The sequence below is a fragment of the Planomonospora sp. ID67723 genome (assembly GCF_015711605.1).
Classification (GTDB): domain Bacteria; phylum Actinomycetota; class Actinomycetes; order Streptosporangiales; family Streptosporangiaceae; genus Planomonospora_A.
In genome coordinates this window covers 268,824-290,369 of sequence record NZ_JABTEZ010000003.1, presented here as the reverse complement: position 1 = coordinate 290,369, position 21,546 = coordinate 268,824, and the positions used below count along the sequence as shown (strand labels likewise).

At 70.5% G+C, this 21,546-nt stretch carries 22 protein-coding genes and 1 tRNA gene; 12 read left to right on the top strand and 11 right to left on the bottom strand.

Translation table 11 applies throughout. From position 1 onward, the window contains the following. The first annotated feature begins 6 nt into the window (after positions 1-6). The 4 genes from HS041_RS23060 (at position 7) to HS041_RS23045 (ending at position 3,694) form a co-directional block, all read left to right on the top strand. Positions 7-639: a M15 family metallopeptidase gene (locus tag HS041_RS23060; RefSeq protein WP_196442890.1), complete on the top strand. Its 633-nt coding sequence runs from the start codon at positions 7-9 to the stop codon at positions 637-639. Between the two features lie 239 nt (positions 640-878). Next, the gene (locus tag HS041_RS23055) at positions 879-1,607 is read left to right on the top strand and encodes a DUF8817 family protein (RefSeq protein ID WP_196442889.1); all 729 of its coding nucleotides are present in this window, start codon (positions 879-881) and stop codon (positions 1,605-1,607) included. A gap of 323 nt (positions 1,608-1,930) precedes the next feature. Beyond that, positions 1,931-3,190, top strand: a complete 1,260-nt coding sequence (locus tag HS041_RS23050) for an ATP-binding protein (RefSeq protein ID WP_196442888.1) — start codon at positions 1,931-1,933, stop codon at positions 3,188-3,190. Between the two features lie 174 nt (positions 3,191-3,364). Continuing rightward, positions 3,365-3,694 carry a helix-turn-helix domain-containing protein gene (locus HS041_RS23045; protein WP_196442887.1) on the top strand — a complete coding sequence of 110 codons (330 nt, stop codon included), beginning with the start codon at positions 3,365-3,367 and terminating at the stop codon, positions 3,692-3,694. 148 nt (positions 3,695-3,842) lie between these two features. Here HS041_RS23045 and HS041_RS23040 read toward each other — a convergent pair. From HS041_RS23040 to HS041_RS23010, 7 genes are all read right to left on the bottom strand, one after another. After that, positions 3,843-3,914 (bottom strand) — tRNA-Val (locus HS041_RS23040). Positions 3,915-3,946: 32 nt separating this feature from the next. After that, positions 3,947-4,912 carry an ROK family protein gene (locus HS041_RS23035; protein WP_196442886.1) on the bottom strand — a complete coding sequence of 322 codons (966 nt, stop codon included), beginning with the start codon at positions 4,910-4,912 and terminating at the stop codon, positions 3,947-3,949. 146 nt (positions 4,913-5,058) lie between these two features. After that, on the bottom strand, positions 5,059-5,376 hold the full coding sequence (locus HS041_RS23030) for a hypothetical protein (protein WP_196442885.1): 318 nt from the start codon (positions 5,374-5,376) through the stop codon (positions 5,059-5,061). A 57-nt stretch (positions 5,377-5,433) separates the two neighbouring features. Next, on the bottom strand, positions 5,434-5,910 hold the full coding sequence (locus tag HS041_RS23025; protein WP_196442884.1) for a peroxiredoxin: 477 nt from the start codon (positions 5,908-5,910) through the stop codon (positions 5,434-5,436). 91 nt (positions 5,911-6,001) lie between these two features. Then, a complete protein-coding gene (locus HS041_RS23020) occupies positions 6,002-6,430 on the bottom strand; it encodes a DUF3052 domain-containing protein (RefSeq protein ID WP_196442883.1) in 429 nt (142 codons plus the stop codon). A 123-nt stretch (positions 6,431-6,553) separates the two neighbouring features. Beyond that, positions 6,554-6,961 (bottom strand): secondary thiamine-phosphate synthase enzyme YjbQ, encoded by a 408-nt coding sequence (locus HS041_RS23015; RefSeq protein WP_196442882.1) that lies wholly within the window; start codon positions 6,959-6,961, stop codon positions 6,554-6,556. A 10-nt stretch (positions 6,962-6,971) separates the two neighbouring features. After that, entirely contained in the window at positions 6,972-7,166 is a 195-nt protein-coding gene (locus HS041_RS23010; protein ID WP_196442881.1) for a DUF1918 domain-containing protein, read from the bottom strand. A 255-nt stretch (positions 7,167-7,421) separates the two neighbouring features. On the opposite strand from HS041_RS23010, the gene aceE reads away from it, so the two are divergent. Then, on the top strand, positions 7,422-10,172 hold the full coding sequence (aceE, locus tag HS041_RS23005) for a pyruvate dehydrogenase (acetyl-transferring), homodimeric type (RefSeq protein ID WP_196442880.1): 2,751 nt from the start codon (positions 7,422-7,424) through the stop codon (positions 10,170-10,172). Positions 10,173-10,302: 130 nt separating this feature from the next. Then, positions 10,303-11,835 (top strand): alpha/beta fold hydrolase, encoded by a 1,533-nt coding sequence (locus tag HS041_RS23000; protein WP_196442879.1) that lies wholly within the window; start codon positions 10,303-10,305, stop codon positions 11,833-11,835. 63 nt (positions 11,836-11,898) lie between these two features. Here the strand turns inward: HS041_RS23000 and HS041_RS22995 are convergent, their stop codons facing one another. Beyond that, positions 11,899-13,719 (bottom strand): serine/threonine-protein kinase, encoded by a 1,821-nt coding sequence (locus tag HS041_RS22995; RefSeq protein ID WP_196442878.1) that lies wholly within the window; start codon positions 13,717-13,719, stop codon positions 11,899-11,901. A 168-nt stretch (positions 13,720-13,887) separates the two neighbouring features. Further along, entirely contained in the window at positions 13,888-15,162 is a 1,275-nt protein-coding gene (locus tag HS041_RS22990; RefSeq protein WP_196442877.1) for an amidohydrolase family protein, read from the bottom strand. 76 nt (positions 15,163-15,238) lie between these two features. On the opposite strand from HS041_RS22990, the gene HS041_RS22985 reads away from it, so the two are divergent. After that, a complete protein-coding gene (locus tag HS041_RS22985) occupies positions 15,239-15,763 on the top strand; it encodes a MarR family winged helix-turn-helix transcriptional regulator (RefSeq protein WP_196442876.1) in 525 nt (174 codons plus the stop codon). Between the two features lie 112 nt (positions 15,764-15,875). Here HS041_RS22985 and HS041_RS22980 read toward each other — a convergent pair whose 3' ends face one another. Together HS041_RS22980 and HS041_RS40135 are read right to left on the bottom strand one after the other, a co-directional pair. Further along, a complete protein-coding gene (locus HS041_RS22980; RefSeq protein ID WP_196442875.1) occupies positions 15,876-16,262 on the bottom strand; it encodes a VOC family protein in 387 nt (128 codons plus the stop codon). A 78-nt stretch (positions 16,263-16,340) separates the two neighbouring features. Then, positions 16,341-17,042, bottom strand: a complete 702-nt coding sequence (locus HS041_RS40135) for a helix-turn-helix transcriptional regulator (protein ID WP_196442874.1) — start codon at positions 17,040-17,042, stop codon at positions 16,341-16,343. Between the two features lie 142 nt (positions 17,043-17,184). On the opposite strand from HS041_RS40135, the gene HS041_RS22970 reads away from it, so the two are divergent. The 5 genes from HS041_RS22970 (at position 17,185) to HS041_RS22950 (ending at position 21,539) form a co-directional block, all read left to right on the top strand. Continuing rightward, positions 17,185-17,598, top strand: coding sequence for a hypothetical protein (locus tag HS041_RS22970; RefSeq protein ID WP_230879563.1), 414 nt, complete (start codon positions 17,185-17,187; stop codon positions 17,596-17,598). A gap of 10 nt (positions 17,599-17,608) precedes the next feature. Further along, the gene (locus tag HS041_RS22965) at positions 17,609-18,769 is read left to right on the top strand and encodes a glutathionylspermidine synthase family protein (RefSeq protein ID WP_196442873.1); all 1,161 of its coding nucleotides are present in this window, start codon (positions 17,609-17,611) and stop codon (positions 18,767-18,769) included. Positions 18,770-18,800: 31 nt separating this feature from the next. Then, on the top strand, positions 18,801-19,280 hold the full coding sequence (locus tag HS041_RS22960) for a DUF350 domain-containing protein (protein ID WP_196442872.1): 480 nt from the start codon (positions 18,801-18,803) through the stop codon (positions 19,278-19,280). Positions 19,281-19,376: 96 nt separating this feature from the next. Then, positions 19,377-20,486, top strand: coding sequence for a PucR family transcriptional regulator (locus tag HS041_RS22955; protein WP_196443511.1), 1,110 nt, complete (start codon positions 19,377-19,379; stop codon positions 20,484-20,486). 117 nt (positions 20,487-20,603) lie between these two features. Beyond that, on the top strand, positions 20,604-21,539 hold the full coding sequence (locus HS041_RS22950) for an ACP S-malonyltransferase (protein ID WP_196442871.1): 936 nt from the start codon (positions 20,604-20,606) through the stop codon (positions 21,537-21,539). Positions 21,540-21,546 lie beyond the last annotated feature (7 nt).

Sequence of the window (21,546 nt, the reverse complement as noted above, 5' to 3'; positions counted from 1 at the left end):
CAAGAAATGATTCTGCTCTCCGATCCCGCGATCAGCCGTATGCCGGTCAAAGAGTCCGGCGAAGCTCTGATCGATCTCCGTACCGTCCAGGCGCTGCGCGTCGATCCGCGCATGGCCGACCCGGACGGCTTCTACGCTCGGCTTCGCTTCGGTGTCGTAGATCGCCTGGTCACCGCCCAGACCTTGCTGGGGCCCGGACTGCGCTTCTTGATCATTGAGGGCTTCCGGCCGGTGGAGACGCAAACCAGGTACTTCGACGCCCACGTCGACCGGCTCCGGATCGCGCACCCGGGTCGTGACGAGGTTTGGTACCGCCGGCGGGCCAGCCGCTACATCTCCCCGCCCGAGATCGCGCCGCACGTCGCGGGCGCCGCGGTCGACCTGACCCTGTGCACCACCGACGGCGCCGAACTCTGGATGGGCACCGAGGTCAACGACACCGGCACCGAGGCCTGCCACACCGCCAGTGCCGGCATCTCCGCTGAGGCCGGGGAGCACCGCCGCATCCTGAGCCAGGCGCTGAGCGCGATGGGCCTGGTCAACTACCCCACCGAGTGGTGGCACTGGTCTTACGGCGACCGCTACTGGGCGCACATCACCGGGGCACCGGCCGCCCGATACGGACCGGTGGTGTTGTGAGGGGGCAGGCCAGAAGGAACGGGCGGCAGGGCGAAGGCCCTGCCGCCCGCGGTCCGTCGGAGTCGCCTCGCGGGCCGGAGCCCAGCCGGTGCATGACCGGCCCACGCAGTGCGCGGACCGGCTCTTCCTCGGGACAGCCGCTGTGCGGGCCGGGGCACGCCACACCGCCTGGAACGATCCATATGCGAGGTTCGCCGAAGGGCGTAAGCATCGTCGGACGACCTGGAAGGTGGAATGACGTGAGTGAACCCGCGATCCGGCCGAACGAGACGACGGTGCCGTTGATGCCGTGCGCGTCGGTGGAGGAGACTCTGGCGTTCTATGAGGCGCTGGGGTTCGAGGCGACCTACAAACAGAGCAAGCCCTATGTCTATCTGGCGCTGCGGTGGAGCGGATTCCACCTGCACTTCGGCCCGGCGCCCAAGGGACTGGATCCGGCCCGGGAGAAGTCCGGAGGCTGCCTGGTCATGGTCGACGCCGTGGCGCCGTACCACGCGGCGTTCGTCGCGGCACTGCGCAGGGTCCACGGGAAGGTGCCGGGTTCCGGCCTTCCCCGGATCACCCGCTACCGGCCGGGCGCGTCCCGGTTCACGCTGATCGATCCGTCCGGGAACTCGATCATATTCATCCAGCGCGACGAACCGACCGAACTGGAGTACGGCGGCTCGAAGAAGCTGACGGGCCTGGCCAAGGCGCTCGACAACGCCCGGATCCTGCGTGAGTTCAAAAACGACGACCTGCAGGCTTTCCGCGCGCTCAAGTCCGCGGTGCGCAGGCACGGCGCGGACGCCCCGGCGGCCGAGCGGGCTATCGCCCTGTGCCACCTCATCGACCTGGCCGCAGTCCTCGGCGAACCCGCCGATCCGTGGGCCGCCGATCTACGCGCTCTGGAGCTCACCGACGACGACAGGCAGCGCATCGAGGCGGAGCTCGGGCATCTCGCCGAGCTTCAGGAGTGGCTTCCCTGAGATCGCGTTCCCATCGGAACGCGATGGTCGTCGGCGCCAGTTCGCGGCTGTCAGGGGGTGTCGGCCCCGGACGGGGCAACGCGGCCTTCACCGGTCCCGACCACCTGGCCGGTGTCCTTCATCGACGGCTACGGAGGAGCCGATACCGCAATCATCTCCTGGAGGGACGCTTTGCCGGACTCCACTCGCCCCGCGCTCCCGCGTGATCACAACGGTCTCCACGTGTCCCCGGAGATGCTCTCACCGACCATTCCACCGTCACATCAGCGACCATCTCACCGTGATCATGACGGCTATCTCACCGCCTCTGGCATGATGAACGTATGGTCACGACACCGCTGGGGCACCTGGTCCGACGTCATGCGGAGCAGGCGGTCACGGACGCTCTAGCCGATACCCGCGTCGTCCTGGTCAACGGCGCCCGCCAGTCGGGCAAAAGCACTCTGGTCCGGCAACTCGCCAAGGCTGGAGACACCGAGTGGCGTGATCTCGACGACCCGTTGACCCGGCAGGCGGCGCTGAGCGACCCCAGCGGATTCGTCGACTTTCCAGAGCGGATGGTCATCGACGAGATCCAGCGGGCTCCCGAACTGCTGCTCGCCATCAAATCCCAGGTGGATGCCAACCCAAGGCCCGGCAGGTATCTCCTCACCGGATCCTCCCGCCTCCTCGCGCTGCGTGGGCTACCTGACACCCTGCCCGGGCGGATGGAGACCATCGAACTCTGGCCGTTCGCACAGGGGGAGATCGGCGGGCGGCCCGACGGGTTCATCGACGCGGTCTTCGGCCGGGGTCCCGAGCTACGGCACACCTCCCAGCTGACCCGAGCGGACTACGCCGAGCGCCTGGTACGCGGCGGTTACCCCGAGGCGGTCGCCCGCACCAACGCCCGTCGCAGGCAACGATTCTTCGACTCCTACGTCGGCGACCTGATCAACCGCGATGTGATGCAGCTGTCGGAGATCGAGCGCATCGCAGAACTACGCGCGTTGATCAAGCTGCTGGCGGCCAGGTCCGGCCAACTGCTCGTCGTCCAGGCGCTGAGCCGTGATCTCGGGTTGCCCGGCACCACGACCGCGAGGTTCCTGGCGCTTCTGGAAGAGGTCTTCCTGGTGAAGCGTGTTCCCGCCTGGTCGAAGAACATCAGCAACCGGGCCGTCCACACCCCGAAGATCGCCTTCGTCGACTCGGGTGTGGCCGCGAACCTTCTCGGCGCCGACGCCCGGGGCCTGCTCCGGCCGGGTTCCGCGTTCGGCCCGCTGCTGGAAGGGTTCGTCCTCATGGAGCTGTCCAGGCAGACGACCTGGTCGGACACCCTGGTCGAGCTCTATCACTACCGGACCAAGGACAAGGTGGAGGTCGACGCCATCCTGGAGACCCGCCAGGGCCAGGTGGTAGGTGTCGAGGTCAAGGCCGCGTCCACCGTACGGCCGGAGGACTTCAAAGGACTTCGTCACCTCGCCGAGCGTGTCGGCCCCGACTTCGTCGCCGGACTGGTCCTGCACACCGGCACCCACACCTTCTCCTTCGGAGACCGCATGCTGGCCGTCCCTGTGAGCGCACTCTGGGAGACACACCCATAGCCCTCCCAGCCCGCCGGCGCCCGGTCGCGTCCACGGTCGCTGTCACCCAGCTAGTCACCCAGAAAGCGATCCCTACCGGCAAGGGTCTCCTCCGGCCGAGTGTCCAGATCTCTTTCGTCGGCGACTACTGCGATCATGCTACGCACACGATCGATGAAGGAAGGAGGACAGGCGATGAGCCCTGCGCGCCGCTGGCAGGAGGTCAAGGCCGAGGCCCACCGGCTCCATCCCGAGCTGGCCACCCCGGAGCGGCAGGCCACCGCCGAAGCCAAGCTGGATGCCTACGTTGGCGGCCACCACCTGAAGGAACTGCGTAAGTCGCTCGGCAAAACCCAAGCTGACGTCGCCGCCGCGCTCGGCATCTCCCAGTCGCGGGTTTCCCAGATCGAAAACGGCGATCTGGACGCCATGGAACTGGAAACCCTTCGCGCCTATGCGACCGCACTGGGCGGACACCTCGATGTGACGATCAGCGTCGGCCCGCACTCCGTCAGGGTCGCCTGAGGCAGGTTACGTTCATCAGGACCAGCCCTTGCCTCGACACACGGAGCGCTCGCCGGTGAAGCGAGTGCTCCCCAGATGGCGGACACCCGGCACCTCCGCTGAAAACACAGAGCCCCTGACCTGTCAGTGCAGGCCAGGGGCATCGCTGTGGGCACTACTGGGTTCGAACCAGTGACATCTCGCTTGTAAGGCGAGCGCTCTACCGCTGAGCTAAGCGCCCGGGAGGTCCCGCGGAACAGACGGGACACAACTTTACGACACCATCGGGGTTCTCGGCACATCGGGCGCCCACGACGCGCCCGCATCCCCGACTCCGGCCGCGCGCCAGCCGAGCAGGGAGGCACCGAGCATGCCCGCGTTGACCCCGAGAACGGCCCGGCGCAGCGGGGGCGCCTCGCGGAAGGTCAGGCGCTTGGCGAGCCGGACGGTCAGAGGGTCGGACAGGAGGGGACCCGCCTCGGCCAGGCCTCCGCCCAGGACGATCGCCGAGGGGTCCAGCAGGAGCGTGTAGGTGGCCAGCGCCAGGGACAGGGCCTCGACCGCCTCGTCCCACACCCGGGTCGCCGCGGGGTCGCCCGAAACGGTCAGCGCGGCGACCTGCTCGGCCGTGGCGGAGGCGCCCGCGCGGGCGGAGTAGCGGCGGCCGACGGCCGAGGCGGAGGCGTAGGTCTCCAGGCAGCCGATCTGCCCGCAGGCGCACGTCTCGCCCTCCGGGAAGACGGGGATGTGCCCGATCTCGCCTCCCCAGCCGGAGGTCCCGCCGTACGGCGCACCATTGATGATCATCGCGCCCGCGATGCCGGTGCCGATGGGCAGGAAGAGGAAGTCGGAGAGTTCCCGGCCGGCTCCGAGCACGCTCTCGGCCAGGCCGCCGGTTCGCACGTCGTGGCCGAGCAGGACGGGGACGTCCAGCGGGACGAAGTCGGCCGCGGGGACATCGCGCCAGCCGAGGTTGGCGGCGTACAGAGCGGTGGCGGTCGCGTCGTCGACGAGTCCCGGTACGGCGATGCCCACGGCGGCGGGTCCGGTGCCGAAGAGCTCGAAGCCGCGGGCGGCCAGGTCTCCGACGAAGGAGCGGATGGTCTCGACCACGTTGGCCGGGCCGCCCTCGCCTCCGGTGGGGCGGCGGCCGGTCGCGGCGACTTCGCCGGACCGGGTGACGATCCCGCCCTTCATCGAGGTGCCCCCGACGTCGACGGCCACCACGTAGTCGCTCATCCAGCCCTCATCATGATCGCGGCGTGGGAACGCCCGGTCCGGGGAGGGCAGCACGAAACCCAGCCGTCTGCCCTTTTTATGCCGACTTACCCTAACCCAGCAGGGGGCGTCGCGGCATCGGGAGGCGGGGCCGTACCGGCCGGAAGTCAGGCGTGCGAGGTCAGGCGTCCGAGGACGCGCTCCAGCGCCGCCGCGACCTCGTCGGCCAGCCCGTCGGGCCGCGGCGAGCTCTCGGGGCGCTGCCCGGCGAGCCGTACCGAACCGCAGGACCGGCACTCCACCTCGCCGAGCCGGCAGATGAGCGCGATGGAGCCGCACGAGCCGCAGGCGTCGAGATCGAGGTCGTGCGTGCGCTGGCAGTCCGGGCAGATGAGGACCTGGGCCTCCTGGCGCACCCCGCGCTTCCACGGGCTCGCGCCACGGACGGGGTCGGTCTGCCGGGCCCCGCACGAGAAGCAGGGCATTATCGCCTCCGAGGATCGAGACCGGTGGACGCCGGATGCGCATCCACCGGATCACCACTACAACACTTGGGGCACCTGGGGCAGGAGGCCGGCGAGCACCTGGCGGTACTCGGCGACGTCGCGCGCCTGGGAGGGCGGGTTCACGACCCGCCAGCGGACCACGCCCTCACCGTCGATGACGAAGGTGCCCCGTCTGGCGACGCCCTTCTCATCGTCGAACACACCGTACGTCCGCGCCACCTGTCCGTGCGGCCAGAAGTCGGAGAGCATCGGGAACCCGTAGCCCTCCCGGTCGGCCCAGGCGCGCTGGACGAAGACCGAGTCGACGGAGACGGTGAGGACCCGGACGTCCTGCGGAAGGCCGGGAAGGAGCTCGTCGCGGAGCGCGGAGAGCTCACCGTGGCAGACACCGCTGAAGGCGAGAGGGTAGAAGACCAGCACGATCCTGTCGCCCCGGTGGTCCGAGAGCCGGACCGGGGCGCCGTGCTGGTCCCTCAGCTCGAAGTCCGGGGCCGGGGAGCCCACCTCGACCATGTTCGCCGGATCCTTTCACGCCGCTGACGGACGCCATCATCCTGCCGTACGGCTCGCGCGAGCCGTACGGCAGGGCGGGCACACCGGTCCCCTACCGGCGTGCCTTGGGCGTGGCCAGCCGCGTTCCCGACCAGTCGGGGGCGGCGCTGATGCTGCTGGTCTGCGAGAGACCCGCGGTCGTGGCATCCTCACCGATGTCGCTGGGCTCGACGTGCCCTTCCCGGCCGGCCTTGGGCGTGAGCAGCCAGATCTGGCCGCCGTCGGTCAGGTTGGTCACCACACCGCTCAGGGCGTCGAACAGATCACCGTCCCCGTCGCGCCACCACAGCAGCACGACGTCGACGACGTCTTCGAAGTCTTCGTCGACCAGTTCGTTACCGGTCAGCTCCTCGATGGAGTCGCGCAGATCGTCGTCGGCGTCCTCGTCCCATCCGACCTCCTGCACCACCTGACCCGGCTTGAGGCCGAGTCGTTCGGCCAGGCTGCGTTCGCCCTGCGCCTGACCCGCGGTCGCGCTCACGTTTATCCCTCCTGCTTCGATGGCCCCGTCCTCACACGGTGCTCACAGTGCTTCGGCACAGTCCACACGCTGTGACCCTCAGTCGTCAACGGTCGCCACGGCAACGACTGGGCTACGCATGAATTAGTCCGACAAAAATGACAGTCGGACCTGGCGTTCCCGGTTGTCCACGTTGAGGTCCACCACGGCTACGGACTGCCATGTGCCGAGTGCGAGACGCCCGGCCAGAACCGGGACGGTGGCGTACGGAGGGATGAGGGCCGGCATGACATGCGACCGTCCGTGCCCCTGGGATCCGTGCGCGTGCTTCCACCGGTCGTCCGCGGGGAGCAGGCCCCCGAGGGCCGCGAGCAGGTCGTCGTCGCTGCCCGAGCCGAGCTCGATCAGCGCGATCCCCGCGGTCGCGTGCGGCACGAACACGTGCAGCAGGCCGTCGCCCCCGCACGACCGGACGAAGCTCTCGCACTCGAAGGTGATGTCGTGCACCCGCTCGCGGGAGCCCGTCACCACTTCGATCATCTGAGATCTCACATATGGAATCCTACGATCCGCGTTGCACCGGAACGACGACCGCGTCCGGGCCGGGGAAGAGCAGGCCGGTGTGGCCGTCCTCGAAACGCACCAGATAGGGAGGCTCGCCTCCGTTCCCGCGGACCTCGACGATCTCCCCTCTCCGGTCGCCGTGTCCGGTCGTGTGACCGTGGACCAGGATCTGGTCGCCCACCGTCGCGTTCATCCCTTGTACCTCCCTCCAACCAGGACAAGTCCTGATATCTCCAGGTTCGTACGCCGAGGCCCTCCAGAAAAGAGGAACCCCGATGTAACCTTGGATGTTGATTCGTCCTACCATCGGTGGTCTAGGCCACTTCCCTCGCCCTGCCAGCAGGGACATCTTGGTTACCGGTCAGTAGAGATGCACTTTCCGGGGTAAGCGACCAGGATGGAAGGCGACCTACACCAGACAAAAGTCCATTCTCGGAAGGCGAGACCAGTGGCTTCCGGACGCCAGCGTTTCTCGGTCATCAGCGACGGCCTACCCAGCCAGCTCCCTGATGTCGACCCCAGCGAGACCCAGGAGTGGCTCGAGTCGCTCGACAACGTCATCAAGACGGAGGGCCGCACTCGGGCGCGTTATCTGATGCTCCGCCTGTTGGAGCGGGCCCGCGAGCGCCAGGTCGGCGTGCCCGGCCTGCGCAGCACCGACTACATCAACACCATTCCCCCGGAGCGCGAGCCCTGGTTCCCCGGCGATGAGCACATCGAGCGGCGGATCCGCGCCTACATCCGGTGGAACGCCGCGGTCATGGTGACCCGGGCCAACGCCCGGACCAACGTCGGCGGTCACATCGCCACCTACGCCTCGGCCGCGTCGCTCTACGAAGTGGGCTTCAACCACTTCTTCCGCGGCAAGGACCACGGCGAGTCGGGCGACCAGGTCTTCTTCCAGGGTCACGCCGCGCCGGGCATCTACGCCCGCGCGTTCCTGGAGGGCCGCCTCAACGAGGGTCAGCTCGACGCCTTCCGCCAGGAGCTGTCGCACGGCTTCAAGGGCCTGCCCTCCTACCCGCACCCGCGCCTCATGCCGGACTTCTGGGAGTTCCCCACGGTCTCCATGGGTCTCGGCCCGATCGGCGCGATCTACCAGGCGCGGTTCAACCGCTACCTGCTGAACCGGCAGATGAAGGACACCAGCCGCAGCCACGTCTGGTGCTTCCTCGGCGACGGCGAGATGGACGAGCCCGAGTCGCTCGGTGCGATCGGCCTGGCCGCCCGCGAGGAGCTCGACAACCTCACCTTCGTCATCAACTGCAACCTGCAGCGCCTCGACGGCCCGGTACGCGGCAACGGCAAGATCATCCAGGAGCTGGAGTCCTACTTCCGCGGCGCCGGCTGGAACGTCATCAAGGTCGTCTGGGGCCGCGACTGGGACCCGCTGCTCGCGGCCGACGTCGACGGCGTCCTCGTCAACCAGATGAACACCACTCCCGACGGCCAGTTCCAGACCTACTCCGTCGAGACGGGCGAGTACATCCGCGAGAACTTCTTCGGCGGAGACCCGCGCCTGCGCAAGATGGTCGAGCACCTGTCCGACGACGACATCCGCAAGCTGTCGCGCGGCGGCCACGACTACCGCAAGGTCTACGCGGCCTTCAAGGCGGCCCGCGAGCACGTCGGGCAGCCGACGGTCATCCTCGCCCAGACCATCAAGGGCTGGACCCTCGGCAAGGACTTCGAGGCGCGCAACGCGACGCACCAGATGAAGAAGATGTCCAAGGCCGAGCTGAAGGAGTTCCGCGACCGGCTCTACCTGCCGATCCCGGACTCGGCGCTCGACGCCGACCTGCCGCCGTACTTCCACCCGGGCGAGAACGACCCCGAGATCGCCTACATGAAGGAGCGCCGCGCGGCCCTGGGCGGGGTCCTGCCCAAGCGCGTGGTCCGCGCCAAGCCGATCAAGCTCCCCGGAGACGCGGCCTACGCGCAGCTCAAGAAGGGCTCCGGCAAGCAGAACGTCGCCACCACCATGGCCTTCGTCCGCCTGCTCAAGGACCTCATGCGCGACAAGGAGATCGGCCACCGCTTCGTGCCGATCATCCCGGACGAGGCGCGCACCTTCGGTCTCGACGCGATCTTCCCGACCGCGAAGATCTACTCGCCGCACGGCCAGACCTACGAGGCCGTGGACCGGGAGCTGCTGCTGTCCTACAAGGAGTCGACCGAGGGTCAGATCCTGCACGAGGGCATCAGCGAGGCGGGCTCGATGGCCTCGCTCGTCGCCGCCGGCACGGCGTACGCCACGCACGGCGAGCACATGATCCCGATCTACATCTTCTACTCGATGTTCGGCTGGCAGCGCACCGGCGACCAGATGTGGCAGCTGGGCGACCAGATGGGCCGGGGCTTCCTGCTCGGCGCCACCGCGGGCCGCACCACGCTGAACGGCGAGGGCCTGCAGCACGAGGACGGCCACACCCCGCTCATCGCCTCGACGAACCCGGCGGCGGTGTCCTACGACCCGTCGTGGGGCTTCGAGATCGGCCACATCGTCCGCGACGGCCTGCGCAGGATGTACGGCGAGCGGCCGGAGGACGTCTTCTACTACCTGACCGTCTACAACGAGCCCTACCTCCAGCCCGCCGAGCCGGAGAACCTCGACGTGGACGGCCTGCTGAAGGGCCTCTACCGGTTCGCGCCCGCACCCGCCGGGGTCTCCGGCCCGAGGGCCAACATCCTGGCCTCCGGCGTGGCCGGTCCGTGGGCCATGGAGGCCCAGCGCATGCTCGCCGAGGACTGGGGTGTGGCGGCCGAGGTGTGGTCGGCCACCTCCTGGTCGGAGCTGCGCCGTGAGGCGCTGGCCGCCGAGGAGCACAACCTGCTCAACCCGGACGCCGAGCAGCGCGTGCCGTACGTGACCCGGGCCCTCTCGCAGGCCCAGGGCCCGTTCGTGGGCGTCAGCGACTACATGCGCGCCGTGCAGGACCAGATCGCCCAGTGGGTGCCGGGTGACTGGACCTCGCTCGGCACCGACGGCTTCGGCCTGTCGGACACCCGGTCGGCGCTGCGCCGCCACTTCCACGTGGACGCGGCCTCGATCACGCTGGCCGTGCTCACCCAGCTCGCCCGGCGCGGCGAGGTGGACGCGGAGGTGCTGCGCGAGGCCATCGCCAGGTACCACCTGAAGAACGGTGTGACCGAGGCCGGCGGCCCCGAGAGCAACGACACCCAGTCGATGGGTCTCTGAGAGAAAAGCCGGCTTTCGAGAACCGGCCGGGCGGGACCTTCGACTCGAAGGTCCCGCCCGGTTAGTGTTGAATCACTTCCCCTGCGAGCGATTACGCACCATCCCGAGCGAGTCCGAGGGGAGCAACACCGTGCGATGGATTCCGGCGGCCGCCGCGGCGGTCCTGACCGCCGCGCTGGCCGCGTGCAGCGGCGGCGGCGAGGCACCGAGCGCCACGGCTCCGGGCGCCACGGCTCCGGGCGCGCCCGAGCGCCAGGGCGCGATCTCCTGGGAGACCTGCGCCGACATCAAGCGTCCCGACGGCCAGGGGCCCGCCACCCCGGATCCGAGCCTCCAGTGCGGGAAGCTGGCCGTCCCCCTCGACTACGCCAAGCCCGGCGGCGCGACGATCGACCTCGCCCTCATCCGGGTCAAGGCCGCCGGCCCCGGCGAGCGGATCGGCTCCCTGCTCTTCAACTTCGGCGGTCCCGGCGGCTCCGGCGTCGACACGCTGGCCCAGGCGGCCAAGTCGTTCGGCACCCTCGGCGCCCGGTACGACCTGGTCAGCTTCGACCCGCGCGGCGTGGAGCGCAGCTCCGGGGTCCGGTGCGGCGGCAGCGAGCAGATGGACCGCTTCACCTCCCTGGACAGCGTGCCCGGCGACGCGGCCGAGCGCGCGGAGATCGAGCGGACCATCGAGGAGTTCGCCGACGCCTGCCAGGAGACCTCCGGCAAGATCCTGCCGCACGTCGGCACCGTCAACGCCGCCCAGGACATGGACCGGATCCGCCAGGCGCTGGGCGACGCGAAGCTCAACTACTTCGGGATGTCGTACGGCACGCAGCTCGGCGCCGTCTACGCCACGAAGTTCCCCGACAGGGTGGGCCGCTTCGTCCTGGACGCCCCGCTCGACCCGAGCGTCTCCATGGAGGAGCGCACCCTGGTCCAGACGGCCGGGTTCCAGCAGGCCTACGAGTCCTTCCTGAAGGACTGCGTGAAGGACGCCGGCCAGTGCGAGACCGGCGCCGACACGACCGTGGCGAACAAGAACGTCGACAAGCTCCTGGACGACCTGGACGACAGGCCCCTGACGGTCGGGGACCGGCGTCTCACCCAGGGACTCGCGGTCACCGGCATCGCCGCCGCCCTCTACTCGGAGCTGAGCTGGCCCTTCCTCGACCAGGCCCTGGGCATGGCGATGAAGGGCGACGGGCGGGGTCTGCTGGCTCTGGCCGACAGCTACAACGGCCGTGACGCCAACGGCTCCTACTCGACCATCATGAGCAGCTTCCCCGCCGTCAGCTGCGTGGACACCGCCGAACGGCCGGACGCCGCGACGCTGGCCAGGACGGAGGCGGCGGCGCTGAAGGTCTCCCCGCTGTTCGGCAACGGCGGCATGGGGATCATCTGCTCCGCCTGGCCGGTCCCCGGCAGCGACGAGGCCATGAAGGTCGACGCCACCGGCTCGGCGCCGATCGTGGTCATCGCCACGACCGGTGACCCCGCCACGCCGTACGAATGGGGACCGAAGCTGACCGAGCAGCTCAAGACCGCCGTGCTGGTGACCCACAAGGGCGAGGGCCACGGCGCCTACCTGTCCGGTGAGGCCTGCGTGAAGAAGACCACCGACGCCTACCTGCTGGAGGGGAAGGTCCCCGCCGAGGGCACCGCCTGCCCCCGGTGACGCCGGGGTGACGCCGGTGTCCCGGGAGCCGGCCTCGCCACGTGCCCGGGCTCGCGCGGCCGGCTACCGGCAGCGCTCCTGGCGGGGCGTCTTGGTCTCGTAGCGGAAGTCCACGGCGCCGAAGTGGCGTGCGAGCCACTGCCTGATCGTCTTGTCGCGGTACATCGCGGCGATGATCTCATTGATCTTCCGGCAGGCCACCGCGTCTCCCTGCCGGAGCGCGACGCCGTACCGCTCGTCGGTGAGCTTGGCCCCGACGATCTTGAGGTCGCGGTTCCGGGCGCCGAACCCTGCGATCAACAGGTCGTCTCCGAGCATGGCATCGGCGCTGCCGTCGGCCACCTTGGCCGCGCACTGCGAGGAGTCGAAGGAGTTGCCGGCCGCGTCGAGCGCGACGGCGTCGAAGTCGATGTCCCGGTCCCTGAGCGCCGCCGCGGCCGGTGAGCCGAAGGGGATGCAGACCTTCCTGCCGCGCAGATCCTCCGGCTCGGAGATCCCGGCCCCGGCGCGGACCAGGATGTCACGGTGAGCCAGGTAGTACGGCCCCGCGAAGGACACCCGGGCCGCGCTCGCCCTGTTGACGGAGAAGGTGGCGATGATGAGGTCGACCTTGTTGCGTTCCAGCGCCGACTCGCGCTCGGTGTGACCGACGGGGACAAACTTCAGGCCGCCGCCGGGCACGCCGAGCTCCTTCGCGATGCGCTCGGCCACGTCGATCTCGAAGCCCTCAGGCGGCTCGCCGAGCGCGATCCCGGGCAGGCCCTTGCGGTAGCCGATCCTCAGTCTCCCGGTCTTCCGGATCTTGTCGAGCAGGTCCGAGCCGGTGGAGACCACGGGGGTCGGGCTCGCCGGGGCGGACGGCGTCCGCGTGGGCGCGGGGGTGACGCCGTCGCCGAAGGTCGGGCCGAGCTGGACGAGGGCGAAGGCCGCGGCCAGGCCGACCGCGGCGGCCCCGCTCACCACCACGGGCCAGCGCCGCCTGGCCGCCGGGGCGGGCCCGTCCGGCCGGGTCAGGTCGGCCGTGGCCGCCTGGACGCCCTCGGCCAGCACCTCGTCGGAGACCTCGTCCTCCTCCGGCGGGTGGCCGAGCAGGCGCCGGAGCACCTCGTCGGCGCTGGGCCTGCGCGCCTGGTCCTTGTTCAGGCAGGCGGCGACGACGGGGCGCATGTCCTCCGGGAGGGCGCTCAGGTCGGGCTCGTGGTTGACGACGCGGTTGAGCGTCGCCACGATCGTGTCCATCCCGAAGGGGGCCTTGCCGGTGGCGGTGAAGACCATGGTCGAGCCCCAGGCGAACACGTCGGCCGGGCAGCCGACGTCCTCCCCTGCGATCTGCTCCGGCGCCATGTAGGCGGGGGTGCCGACCGCGCGGGTGGTGATGGTCCCGCTCTCATCGATGATCTTCGCGATGCCGAAGTCGACGACCCGGGGGCCGTCGGCGGCCAGCAGCACGTTGTCCGGCTTGAAGTCGCGGTGCGCGATGCCGGCGCGGTGGATGGCGGCGAGCGCGGTGGCCGTGCCGATGGCGAGCTTGTCCAGCGCCTCGCCGGTCAGCGGGCCGTCGCGCTCGACGACCCGGCGCAGCGAAGGCCCGTCGATCAGCTCGCTGGCGATGTACGGCGTCTCGCCGTCGAGGTCGGCGGCGAGCACCCGGGCCGTGCAGAAGGCCTCCACGCGCCGGGCGGCGGCCAGCTCACGGGCGAAGCGGGAGCGGGAGCGGGCCTCTCCGGTGAAGCGCACGTGCAGCAGCTTGATGGCGGCGCGCTCGCCGTCCTCGGACTCCCCGAGGTAGACGACCCCCTGACCACCCTCGCCCAGCCTGCCCTTCAGCTCGTAGTCCCCCAGCCGCGGCGGATCCCCGGGCCGCAGCGGTCCGATCTCTGACATCGCCGACCCCTCGTGCTACGGCGGTTTGCCAGAACATTACACACCCTCGGCCAGGGTCGCCGCGCTCCAGCTCGGAGGCTGCGGCAGGTGCGGGCCGGCCGGGGTTCACGCCTCGCCCGGCGACGGGGAGGAGCGCGCCATGAGAGGAGTCCGGGCGGCGATCGGCGGTCACCGTACGGCTTCCGCCCACTGGCCCACCCGGCCGGCCGCCGCCACGTGGGCGGCCGCGCGGGACGCCAGGGAGAGGGCCTTCGGCAGGTCCGCGTGGAGCAGACGGCCCGAGCGCTTGACGACCTCCCCGGCGACCAGGACGGTGTCCACGTCGCCCGGGCCCGCGGCGGTGACCACCGCGCCGATCGGGTCGTGGACGGGGGCCAGGCCGGGAGAACCGGTGCGGATCATCACGATGTCGGCCTGCTTGCCGGGGCGGAGCGACCCGATCCGGTCCTGCAGGCCGAGGACGGCGGCGCCCTCGATCGTGGCCATCCGGAGCACCTCCGCCGTGGTGAGCGGGCCGCCGCGCGCCCGTTCCGCCGCGAAGGCGGCCCGCATGGCGGAGAACAGGTCCCCGGGCACGTCCACCACCGTGTCGACGCCGAGACCGGTGGGGATCCCGGCCCTGCGGAAGCGGCCGGTCTCCGGGTACCCGTGTCCCATCTGCATCTCCACTGCGGGGGCGACCGAGGCGACGCCCCCGCTGTCGGCGAGCAGTTTCACGGCCTCGTCGGTGAAGCCGTTGCCGTGCACGACCATCACGTCCGGTCCGAGCAGACCGGCTCCGTGCAGCCGCTCGACGGCGCCGGCCCCGGTGGCGTGCAGGCTGATGCGCAGGCCGAGCTCGCGGGCGAGCCGCCAGTCGGCCTCCGCCTCGGCCACCGGCCCGTAGACCGGTCCCAGCGCGGCGAAGCCGGGGGTGACGAGCCCGGAGGCGCCCAGCAGCGAGACCGCCCGCCGTACCTCGTCCTCGCTGCGGGCGGCGCCGCTCCCGGCGTGCGCGTAGGCGAAGACCGCCCGGATCCCCGACTCCCGCAGCGCCTCGACCGCGGCGTCGGTGTGCTCGGGGGTGAGCTGGATGTGCGACCAGTCGTGCACCGTGGTGATCCCTGCGTCGAGCGCCTCCAGCGCGCCCCACAGGTTCGCCGCGTACACGTCCTCGGCCCGGAAGGCGGGAGCGAGGCGGCCGAGGACGATTTCGAGATAACCGCCCAGCGTGGTGTCGGCCGCGGCCGAGCGCAGGACGCTCTGCCAGAGGTGCCGGTGGGTGTCGACGAGGCCGGGGAGCACGATCATGCCGGTCGCGTCGACGACCCGGGCGCCGGCGGCGCCCAGGTCCGGGCCGACCGCGGTGATCACGCCGTCCTCGACGAGCACCTCGGCCCGGGGCCGGACGTGCGGCTCCGGCTCGGTGTCGATCACGGTTCCGCCGGTGATGAGAGTGCGCACGGGAAAGCCTCTTTTCCGATAGCAATCAGGAAAGCTTTCTTAAAAGCTATCAGGCGGGAGAGCTATCCTCAATCCCGTGGCAAGAGGAGAGACGGACCACGTCGACGAGATGATCGCGGCCTGGCGGGCCGAGCTGCCGGAGACCGCCACCGTGCAGCTGGAGATCGTCAAGCGTGCCGGGCGGCTGAAGGGCCGCGTCGAGGAGGTCACCCAGTCCGTGCTCGGCCGGTACGGCCTGACCTACGCCGACTTCGACGTCCTGGCCACGCTGCGCAGAGCCGGAGCCCCCTACCGCCTCAAACCGAGCACACTCGCCGCGCGCTCCTCGCTCACCACCGGCGGGACCAGCAACATCCTGCAGCGGCTCACCGGCGCCGGGCTCGTCGAGCGCGAGCCCGACCCGGCCGACGGCCGCAGCTCCTGGGTACGGCTGACGCCTCTGGGCGTCCGGCGTGCGGAGGAGTTGGCCACGGCGACCACGCAGGCGCACAGAGACCTGTTCGCGGCTCTGCCGGAGGACACCGCGCGCGCCCTGGCCGACCTCCTGCGTGAAGCGCTCCTGGCGCTCGGAGACCGGTCCGGCCCGCCCTTCCGGGGGTGACGGGCCGCACCGGGCGAGCGGAGCCGGGGCGGGCCGCGGCGACCGCGACCCCCCGGGCCCCGGGGACTCCGCCCGGCCGGGCCCCGGAGTCACGGTCGCACCGCGCCGGGGACTACTCCCCCGCGGGGGCGCTCGGCGGGGTGAAGACGCCGAAGAGGTTGCCCGAGGCGTCGCGGAGGTAGGCGAAGTCGGGGCCGTTGGGGTTGTCGAGCAGCTTGAAGACGACCTCGCCGCCCAGGCTCTCGGCCTGGGCGCAGGTGGCCGCGGTGTCGGCGACGACGACGGAGAAGACCCCGTGGGCGGGGAACTTCCCGCCGGTGCCGTACACGCCGCCCTGGGGTCCGTCGGCGCCCGGATAGGTGATGAGGCGGTAGTCCATGCCGCCCTTGGCGGCGTTCTCGTCGGTGGAGAACGTCCAGCCGAACAGCCCGCCGTAGAACTTCTCCGCGCCCTGCGGGTCGTCGGTGGCGATCTCGAACCAGGCCACGGTGTTGATCATCAGGTGTCCCCTTGTGAAGTGATTTCCTCGAACACCTCTACGATGAACCGCCTCGACGACAACCCTATGTCGGTGTTTTCACTCCAGTTTCGGATTCCCGAACACCAGGCCGGGCACCTCGGGGGAGAAGCGCTCCGGCGGGTGCTCGGGCGAGGGCTCGTCGGTCTCCTCCGCCCGGGAGATCCGGTCCAGCCGGAAGACCCGCACGTCGCGCCGGAGCCGGCACCAGGCCACGAGGTACCAGTGACCGCCGCGGCCGCCCACGAAGACGCCGGGCTCGACCTCGCGCCGGGTGGTCCGGCCCTTCTGGTCCTCGTAGTCGATCGCGAGCACGCGCCGGTGCAGCAGGGCCTGCTCGATCACGCGCGACACCCGGGGGTACGGCTCCGGCTCGACGAGCAGGTGCACCCTCTCGGCCAGCTCCCTGGCCCGCCGCCCGTCGGGCTCGGGCATAGCGGCCACCAGCTTGCGCAGGGCGCTGCGGGCGTGGAAGGCGAAGGGGGCGTCCCAGGTCCGGCCGAGCGCCACGGCGACCGCGACGGCCTCCTCCGGAGTGAAGTTGAGCGGCGGCAGGGACATGCTCTTGTCCAGGACGTATCCGCCGCGCCTGCCGGGCTCGGCGTAGATCGGCACACCTGACTGCTGGAGAGCCGAGATGTCGCGCTCGACCGTGCGGACGCTCACCTCGAACTTCTCGGCGAGCTCGCGCGCAGAGCGGCATCGGGGCGAGACGGCGCGCAGCTCCTCGACGAGGGCGTAGAGCCGGTCGGTACGGTTCACACCCTGACGTTACGTCCACCCACCGACAACCTCCGGCGGCCCCGCATCGGCCGGGGCGGCCGGGAACCTCACAACATGGTCACGTAGTTGAACAGGTAAAACGGTATCGATACCCTGTCCTGACACTTCTCATTGGAGTTCGATGGCCCAGAAACACCCGATGGCGCAGCAGCCCCCTCGAAAGCCCGGCGCGAAGAAGTCCGGCTCGAAGGCGTCCACGGTCATCACGCTCTCCACGATCGGGATCATCGCGCTGGCGGTCGTCGGCTCGTGCGCGGCGGACGACGACTACGAGGAGATCAACGCCGACTGCGTCAACCTCGACAACCAGTTCCCCGACGGCTCCTACGAGGTCGTGGACGAGGAATACTGCGACGACGACCGCTACCACGGGTCCCGCGGCGCCTACGGCTGGTACTACGGAGGCTCCCGCAGCGGCACGCGCGTGCTGAAGGGCAGCACCGTCAAGCCCTCCGACGTCGGCATCGTCAGCCGCAAGGGCACCGTGATCCAGCGCGGCGGATTCGGCGGCCGCGGCGGATCCAGCGGCGGCTGACCGCCGGCCGATGAGACGTGAGAGCTCGCTCCCCCGCGACGGCTGGGAGCGCATCATCGAGAGCCAGGGCCTGGCCTACCACCGTTCCGCCCACCCCGGCGGCCTCGACCGTCCCTACTGGGACGAGAGCGTGCACTACGTCTTCTCCATGGAGGAGGTCCTCGACCTGGAGAACCAGGTCGAGGAGCTGCACCGGATGTGCCTGCACGCGGTGGAGCACGTCGTCGAGACCGGCCGCTACGCCGACTTCGCCGTCCCGGGATGGCTCGGCCCGGAGATCGCCCGCTCCTGGGAGCGGCGCGACCCGCACCTGTTCGGCCGGTTCGACCTGCGCTACGACGGGACCGGCCCGGCCAAGCTGCTGGAGTACAACGCCGACACCCCGACCAGCCTGCTGGAGAGCTCGGTCGTGCAGTGGTTCTGGCTGAAGGACCGCTACCCCGACGACGACCAGTGGAACTCCATCCACGAGCGGCTCGTCGAGCGCTGGCGGCAGATCGCCGCCGGCCTGCCCACCGGGCCCGCCCATTTCGCCTGGACCAACAGGGACGCCACCGGCGAGGAGGCGATGACGGTCGCCTACCTCCAGGAGACCGCCGACCTGGCCGGGATCAAGACGATCGCGGTGGCCATGGAGGACATCGGCTGGGACAGCCTCAACCTGCGGTTCGTGGACATGGAGCGTCGCGTGATCCGCACGCTCTGCAAGCTCTACCCTTGGGAGTGGGCGGTCGCCGACCCCTTCGGTGAGCGGGCCGTACGCCAGCAGATCTCGATGACCTGGATCGAACCCCTGTGGAAGATGCTCCTGTCGAACAAGGCGTTGCTCGCCGTCCTGTGGGAGCTGTACCCCGGCCATCCGAACCTGCTGCCCGCCTACCTCGACGGCCCCCGCGACCTGTCCGCCCACATCGCCAAGCCGCTGCTGGGCCGGGAGGGGGCGGGCATGCGGATCGTCAGCGCCGGAGGAGAGGTCGAGACCGGCGGCGACTACGGCGCCGAGGGCTACGTCCACCAGGCGTTCGAGGCGCTGCCCTCCTTCGACGGCAGGCGGCCGGTGCTCGGCGCCTGGATGGTCTGCGACGAGTCCGCCGGGCTCGGCATCCGCGAGACCTCGGGGTTGATCACCGACGACACGTCGTCCTTCGTCCCGCACCGCATCGAACTGTGAGCACCGACCTTCAGATCCCGGAGAGAGCCATATGACTCCCACCCCGCAGCCCGCACCGGTCGACATCGAGACCGTCACCGTATCGCTCGCCGAGACCCTCGGCCGAGGCGCTCTCGCCATCGCGTCCTACGCCGTGCTCGGCCTGATCCTGCTGATCATCGGCTTCTACGTGCTCGACCTGGCCATCCCGGGCAAGCTCAGCCAGATGATCAAGGCCGACCGCAACCCCAACGCCGCCCTGCTCACCTCCTCCGGCCTGGCCGCCGTCGGCCTGATCATCGCGGCCTCCATCTGGTCCTCGGGCGGCGCCCTGCACGAGGGACTGCTGGCGACCCTGGTGTTCGGCCTGGTCGGCATCACCGTGCAGACCGTGGCGATGATCGCCTTCGACAAGGTCGTCGGGATCTCCGTCCGCGAGCTGGTCGCCGAGCGCGAGCTCCAGCCGGGTTCCCGCCTCCTCGCCGTCACCCACCTGGCCATCGGCCTGATCACCGCCGTCGCCGTGATCTAGAGGCCGGGCGCGGCCTGCGCATCTCCGGCAACCTGGCACTCTTATTGCGTGAACGATCGGATCCGCGAGGACACCACGCGCAGGCTGGAACGGGCCATGGGCGCCCTGGGGACGGCCGCCATGGCCAGGATGGACGATCGGCTTCCATGGTTCCGCGCCCTGTCCGCCGAGGACAGGTCCTGGGTCGGGCTGGTCGCCCAGGCCGGGATCGCCGCGTTCGTGGAGTGGTTCCAGCATGCCGGAGAGGGACGGCCCACTCCCAGCATAGAGTTCTTCGGCACCGCGCCCCGGGAGCTGAAGCGGTCCATCTCCCTGCAGCAGACCGTGGACATCGTCCGGATCGTGGTCGAGGTGGTCGAGGCCCAGACCGGGGACCTGGCGGCGCCGGGCGGTGAGGACCAGCTCCAGCAGGCGATGCTCCGCTACACGCGGGACGTCGCCTTCGCCGCCGCGCACGTGTACGCCCGCGAGGCGGAGGCGCGCGGGGCGTGGGACGCGCGCCTGGAGGCGCTGATCGTGGACGCGCTGGTCCGCGGCGAGGTGGACGACGGGCTGCACTCATGGGCCGCCGCGCTGGGCTGGACCTCCTCACCGGTGGTCGTGCTCGCCGGGCAGGCGCCCGACGACGACCCGCAGGCGGTGATCGACGGGCTGCGCGACCGGGGCCGCCGGGTCGGCATGGACATGCTGGCCGGGGTCCAGGGTGACCAGCTGATCGTGATCGTGGGCGGAGCCGACAGCGTCAGCGCGGCGGCCAAGCACGTGGTGCCGCGCTTCGGGCCCGGCCCGATCGTGATCGGGCCGGAGGTCAACGACCTGCACACGGCGGCGAGCTCGGCACGGGCCGCGATCGCCGGCCTGCGCGCCGCCGCCGGATGGCCGGACGCGCCCCGGCCGGTCCACGCCGAGGACCTGCTCGCCGAGCGGGCCATCGACGGTGACGAGGACGCCAGGGCCCAGCTCATCGAGAACGTCTACCTGCCCCTGGTGGGCACGCCGCTCCTCGACACGCTCGCGACCTACCTGGAGCAGGGCACGTCCCTGGAGGCCACCGCCCGGTTGCTCTTCGTGCATCCCAACACGGTGCGCTACCGTCTGCGTAAGATCACCGAGCTGACCGGCTACCAGCCGACGGAGGGCCGCTCCGCCTTCACCCTGCAGGTAGGGCTCATCCTCGGCCGTCTGGCGGACACGATCGCCACCTGATCGTCCATACTTAACGTTCGCGAAACCTCCGCTGTAGGTTCCCTACAAAAGATTCCGGACAATGTTCATCCGGATCTCTATCCGTGTGGTGGACCTCTACAGGGCAGGCTGGTTTTCGTGCTCGTCATCGTCGCTCCGGGCCAAGGCGCCCAGACTCCAGGCTTCCTCGCTCCATGGCTCGAGATACCGGGCCTGGCGGACCGGCTGTCCGCATGGTCCGAGGTGGCCGGTCTCGATTTGATCGCCTACGGGACCACCGCCGGCGCGGAGGAGATCCGGGACACCGCGGTCGCCCAGCCGCTGCTCGTGGCCGCCGGGCTGGCCGCCGCCGAGGCCCTCGGGGTGCTGCCCGGCCCGGACGGCGAGTCCGCTGCGGCCGGGAGCGCGCCGGGGCTGGTCGCGGGCCACAGCGTCGGCGAGCTGACCGCCGCCGTGCTCGCCGGGGTCCTCACCCCCGAGCAGGCCCTCACCCTCGTCCGCGAGCGCGGCCGGGCCATGGCGGAGGCCGCCGCGATCACCGAGACCGGCATGGTCGCGGTGCTCGGCGGCATCGAGGACGACGTGCTCGCCGCGATCGACAAGCACGGGCTCACCCCGGCCAACATCAACGGCGCCGGCCAGATCGTGGCCGGCGGCACCGTGGAGAGGCTCGCGGCCTTCACCGCCGAGCCGCCGGCCCGGGCCCGGCTGATCCCCCTCTCGGTCGCCGGAGCGTTCCACACCGCGCACATGGCCCCGGCCGTCGAGCACCTGCGCGCGACCGCCGCCGCGATCGCGCCCCGGGACCCGTCCGTCACGCTGCTGTCCAACGCCGACGGCGCGGCGGTCACCAGTGGGGCCGACTTCATGGACCGGATGGTCAACCAGGTCGCCAACCCCGTCCGCTGGGACGCCTGCATGGCCACCATGGCCGAGCGGGGCGCCACCGCCATGATCGAGCTGGTCCCCGGCGGGACCCTCACCGGCCTGGCCAAGCGGGCGCTGCGCGGGGTCACGGCCGTCGCGCTGAAGACGCCCGCAGACCTGGACGCCGCCCGGGAGGTTCTCCCGTGACCCGGCG

Bases quoted from the DNA above. Each gene is read 5' to 3' on its own strand.
- HS041_RS23060 (WP_196442890.1), top strand. From the start codon at position 7: ATGATTCTGCTCTCCGATCCCGCGATCAGCCGTATGCCGGTCAAAGAG.
- HS041_RS23050 (WP_196442888.1), top strand. From the start codon at position 1,931: ATGGTCACGACACCGCTGGGGCACCTGGTCCGACGTCATGCGGAGCAG.
- HS041_RS23045 (WP_196442887.1), top strand. From the start codon at position 3,365: ATGAGCCCTGCGCGCCGCTGGCAGGAGGTCAAGGCCGAGGCCCACCGG.
- HS041_RS23035 (WP_196442886.1), bottom strand. From the start codon at position 4,912: ATGAGCGACTACGTGGTGGCCGTCGACGTCGGGGGCACCTCGATGAAG.
- HS041_RS23030 (WP_196442885.1), bottom strand. From the start codon at position 5,376: ATGCCCTGCTTCTCGTGCGGGGCCCGGCAGACCGACCCCGTCCGTGGC.
- HS041_RS23025 (WP_196442884.1), bottom strand. From the start codon at position 5,910: ATGGTCGAGGTGGGCTCCCCGGCCCCGGACTTCGAGCTGAGGGACCAG.
- HS041_RS23010 (WP_196442881.1), bottom strand. From the start codon at position 7,166: ATGAACGCGACGGTGGGCGACCAGATCCTGGTCCACGGTCACACGACC.
- HS041_RS22995 (WP_196442878.1), bottom strand. From the start codon at position 13,719: ATGTCAGAGATCGGACCGCTGCGGCCCGGGGATCCGCCGCGGCTGGGG.
- HS041_RS22980 (WP_196442875.1), bottom strand. From the start codon at position 16,262: ATGATCAACACCGTGGCCTGGTTCGAGATCGCCACCGACGACCCGCAG.
- HS041_RS22970 (WP_230879563.1), top strand. From the start codon at position 17,185: ATGGCCCAGAAACACCCGATGGCGCAGCAGCCCCCTCGAAAGCCCGGC.
- HS041_RS22965 (WP_196442873.1), top strand. From the start codon at position 17,609: ATGAGACGTGAGAGCTCGCTCCCCCGCGACGGCTGGGAGCGCATCATC.
- HS041_RS22960 (WP_196442872.1), top strand. From the start codon at position 18,801: ATGACTCCCACCCCGCAGCCCGCACCGGTCGACATCGAGACCGTCACC.
- HS041_RS22955 (WP_196443511.1), top strand. From the start codon at position 19,377: ATGGGCGCCCTGGGGACGGCCGCCATGGCCAGGATGGACGATCGGCTT.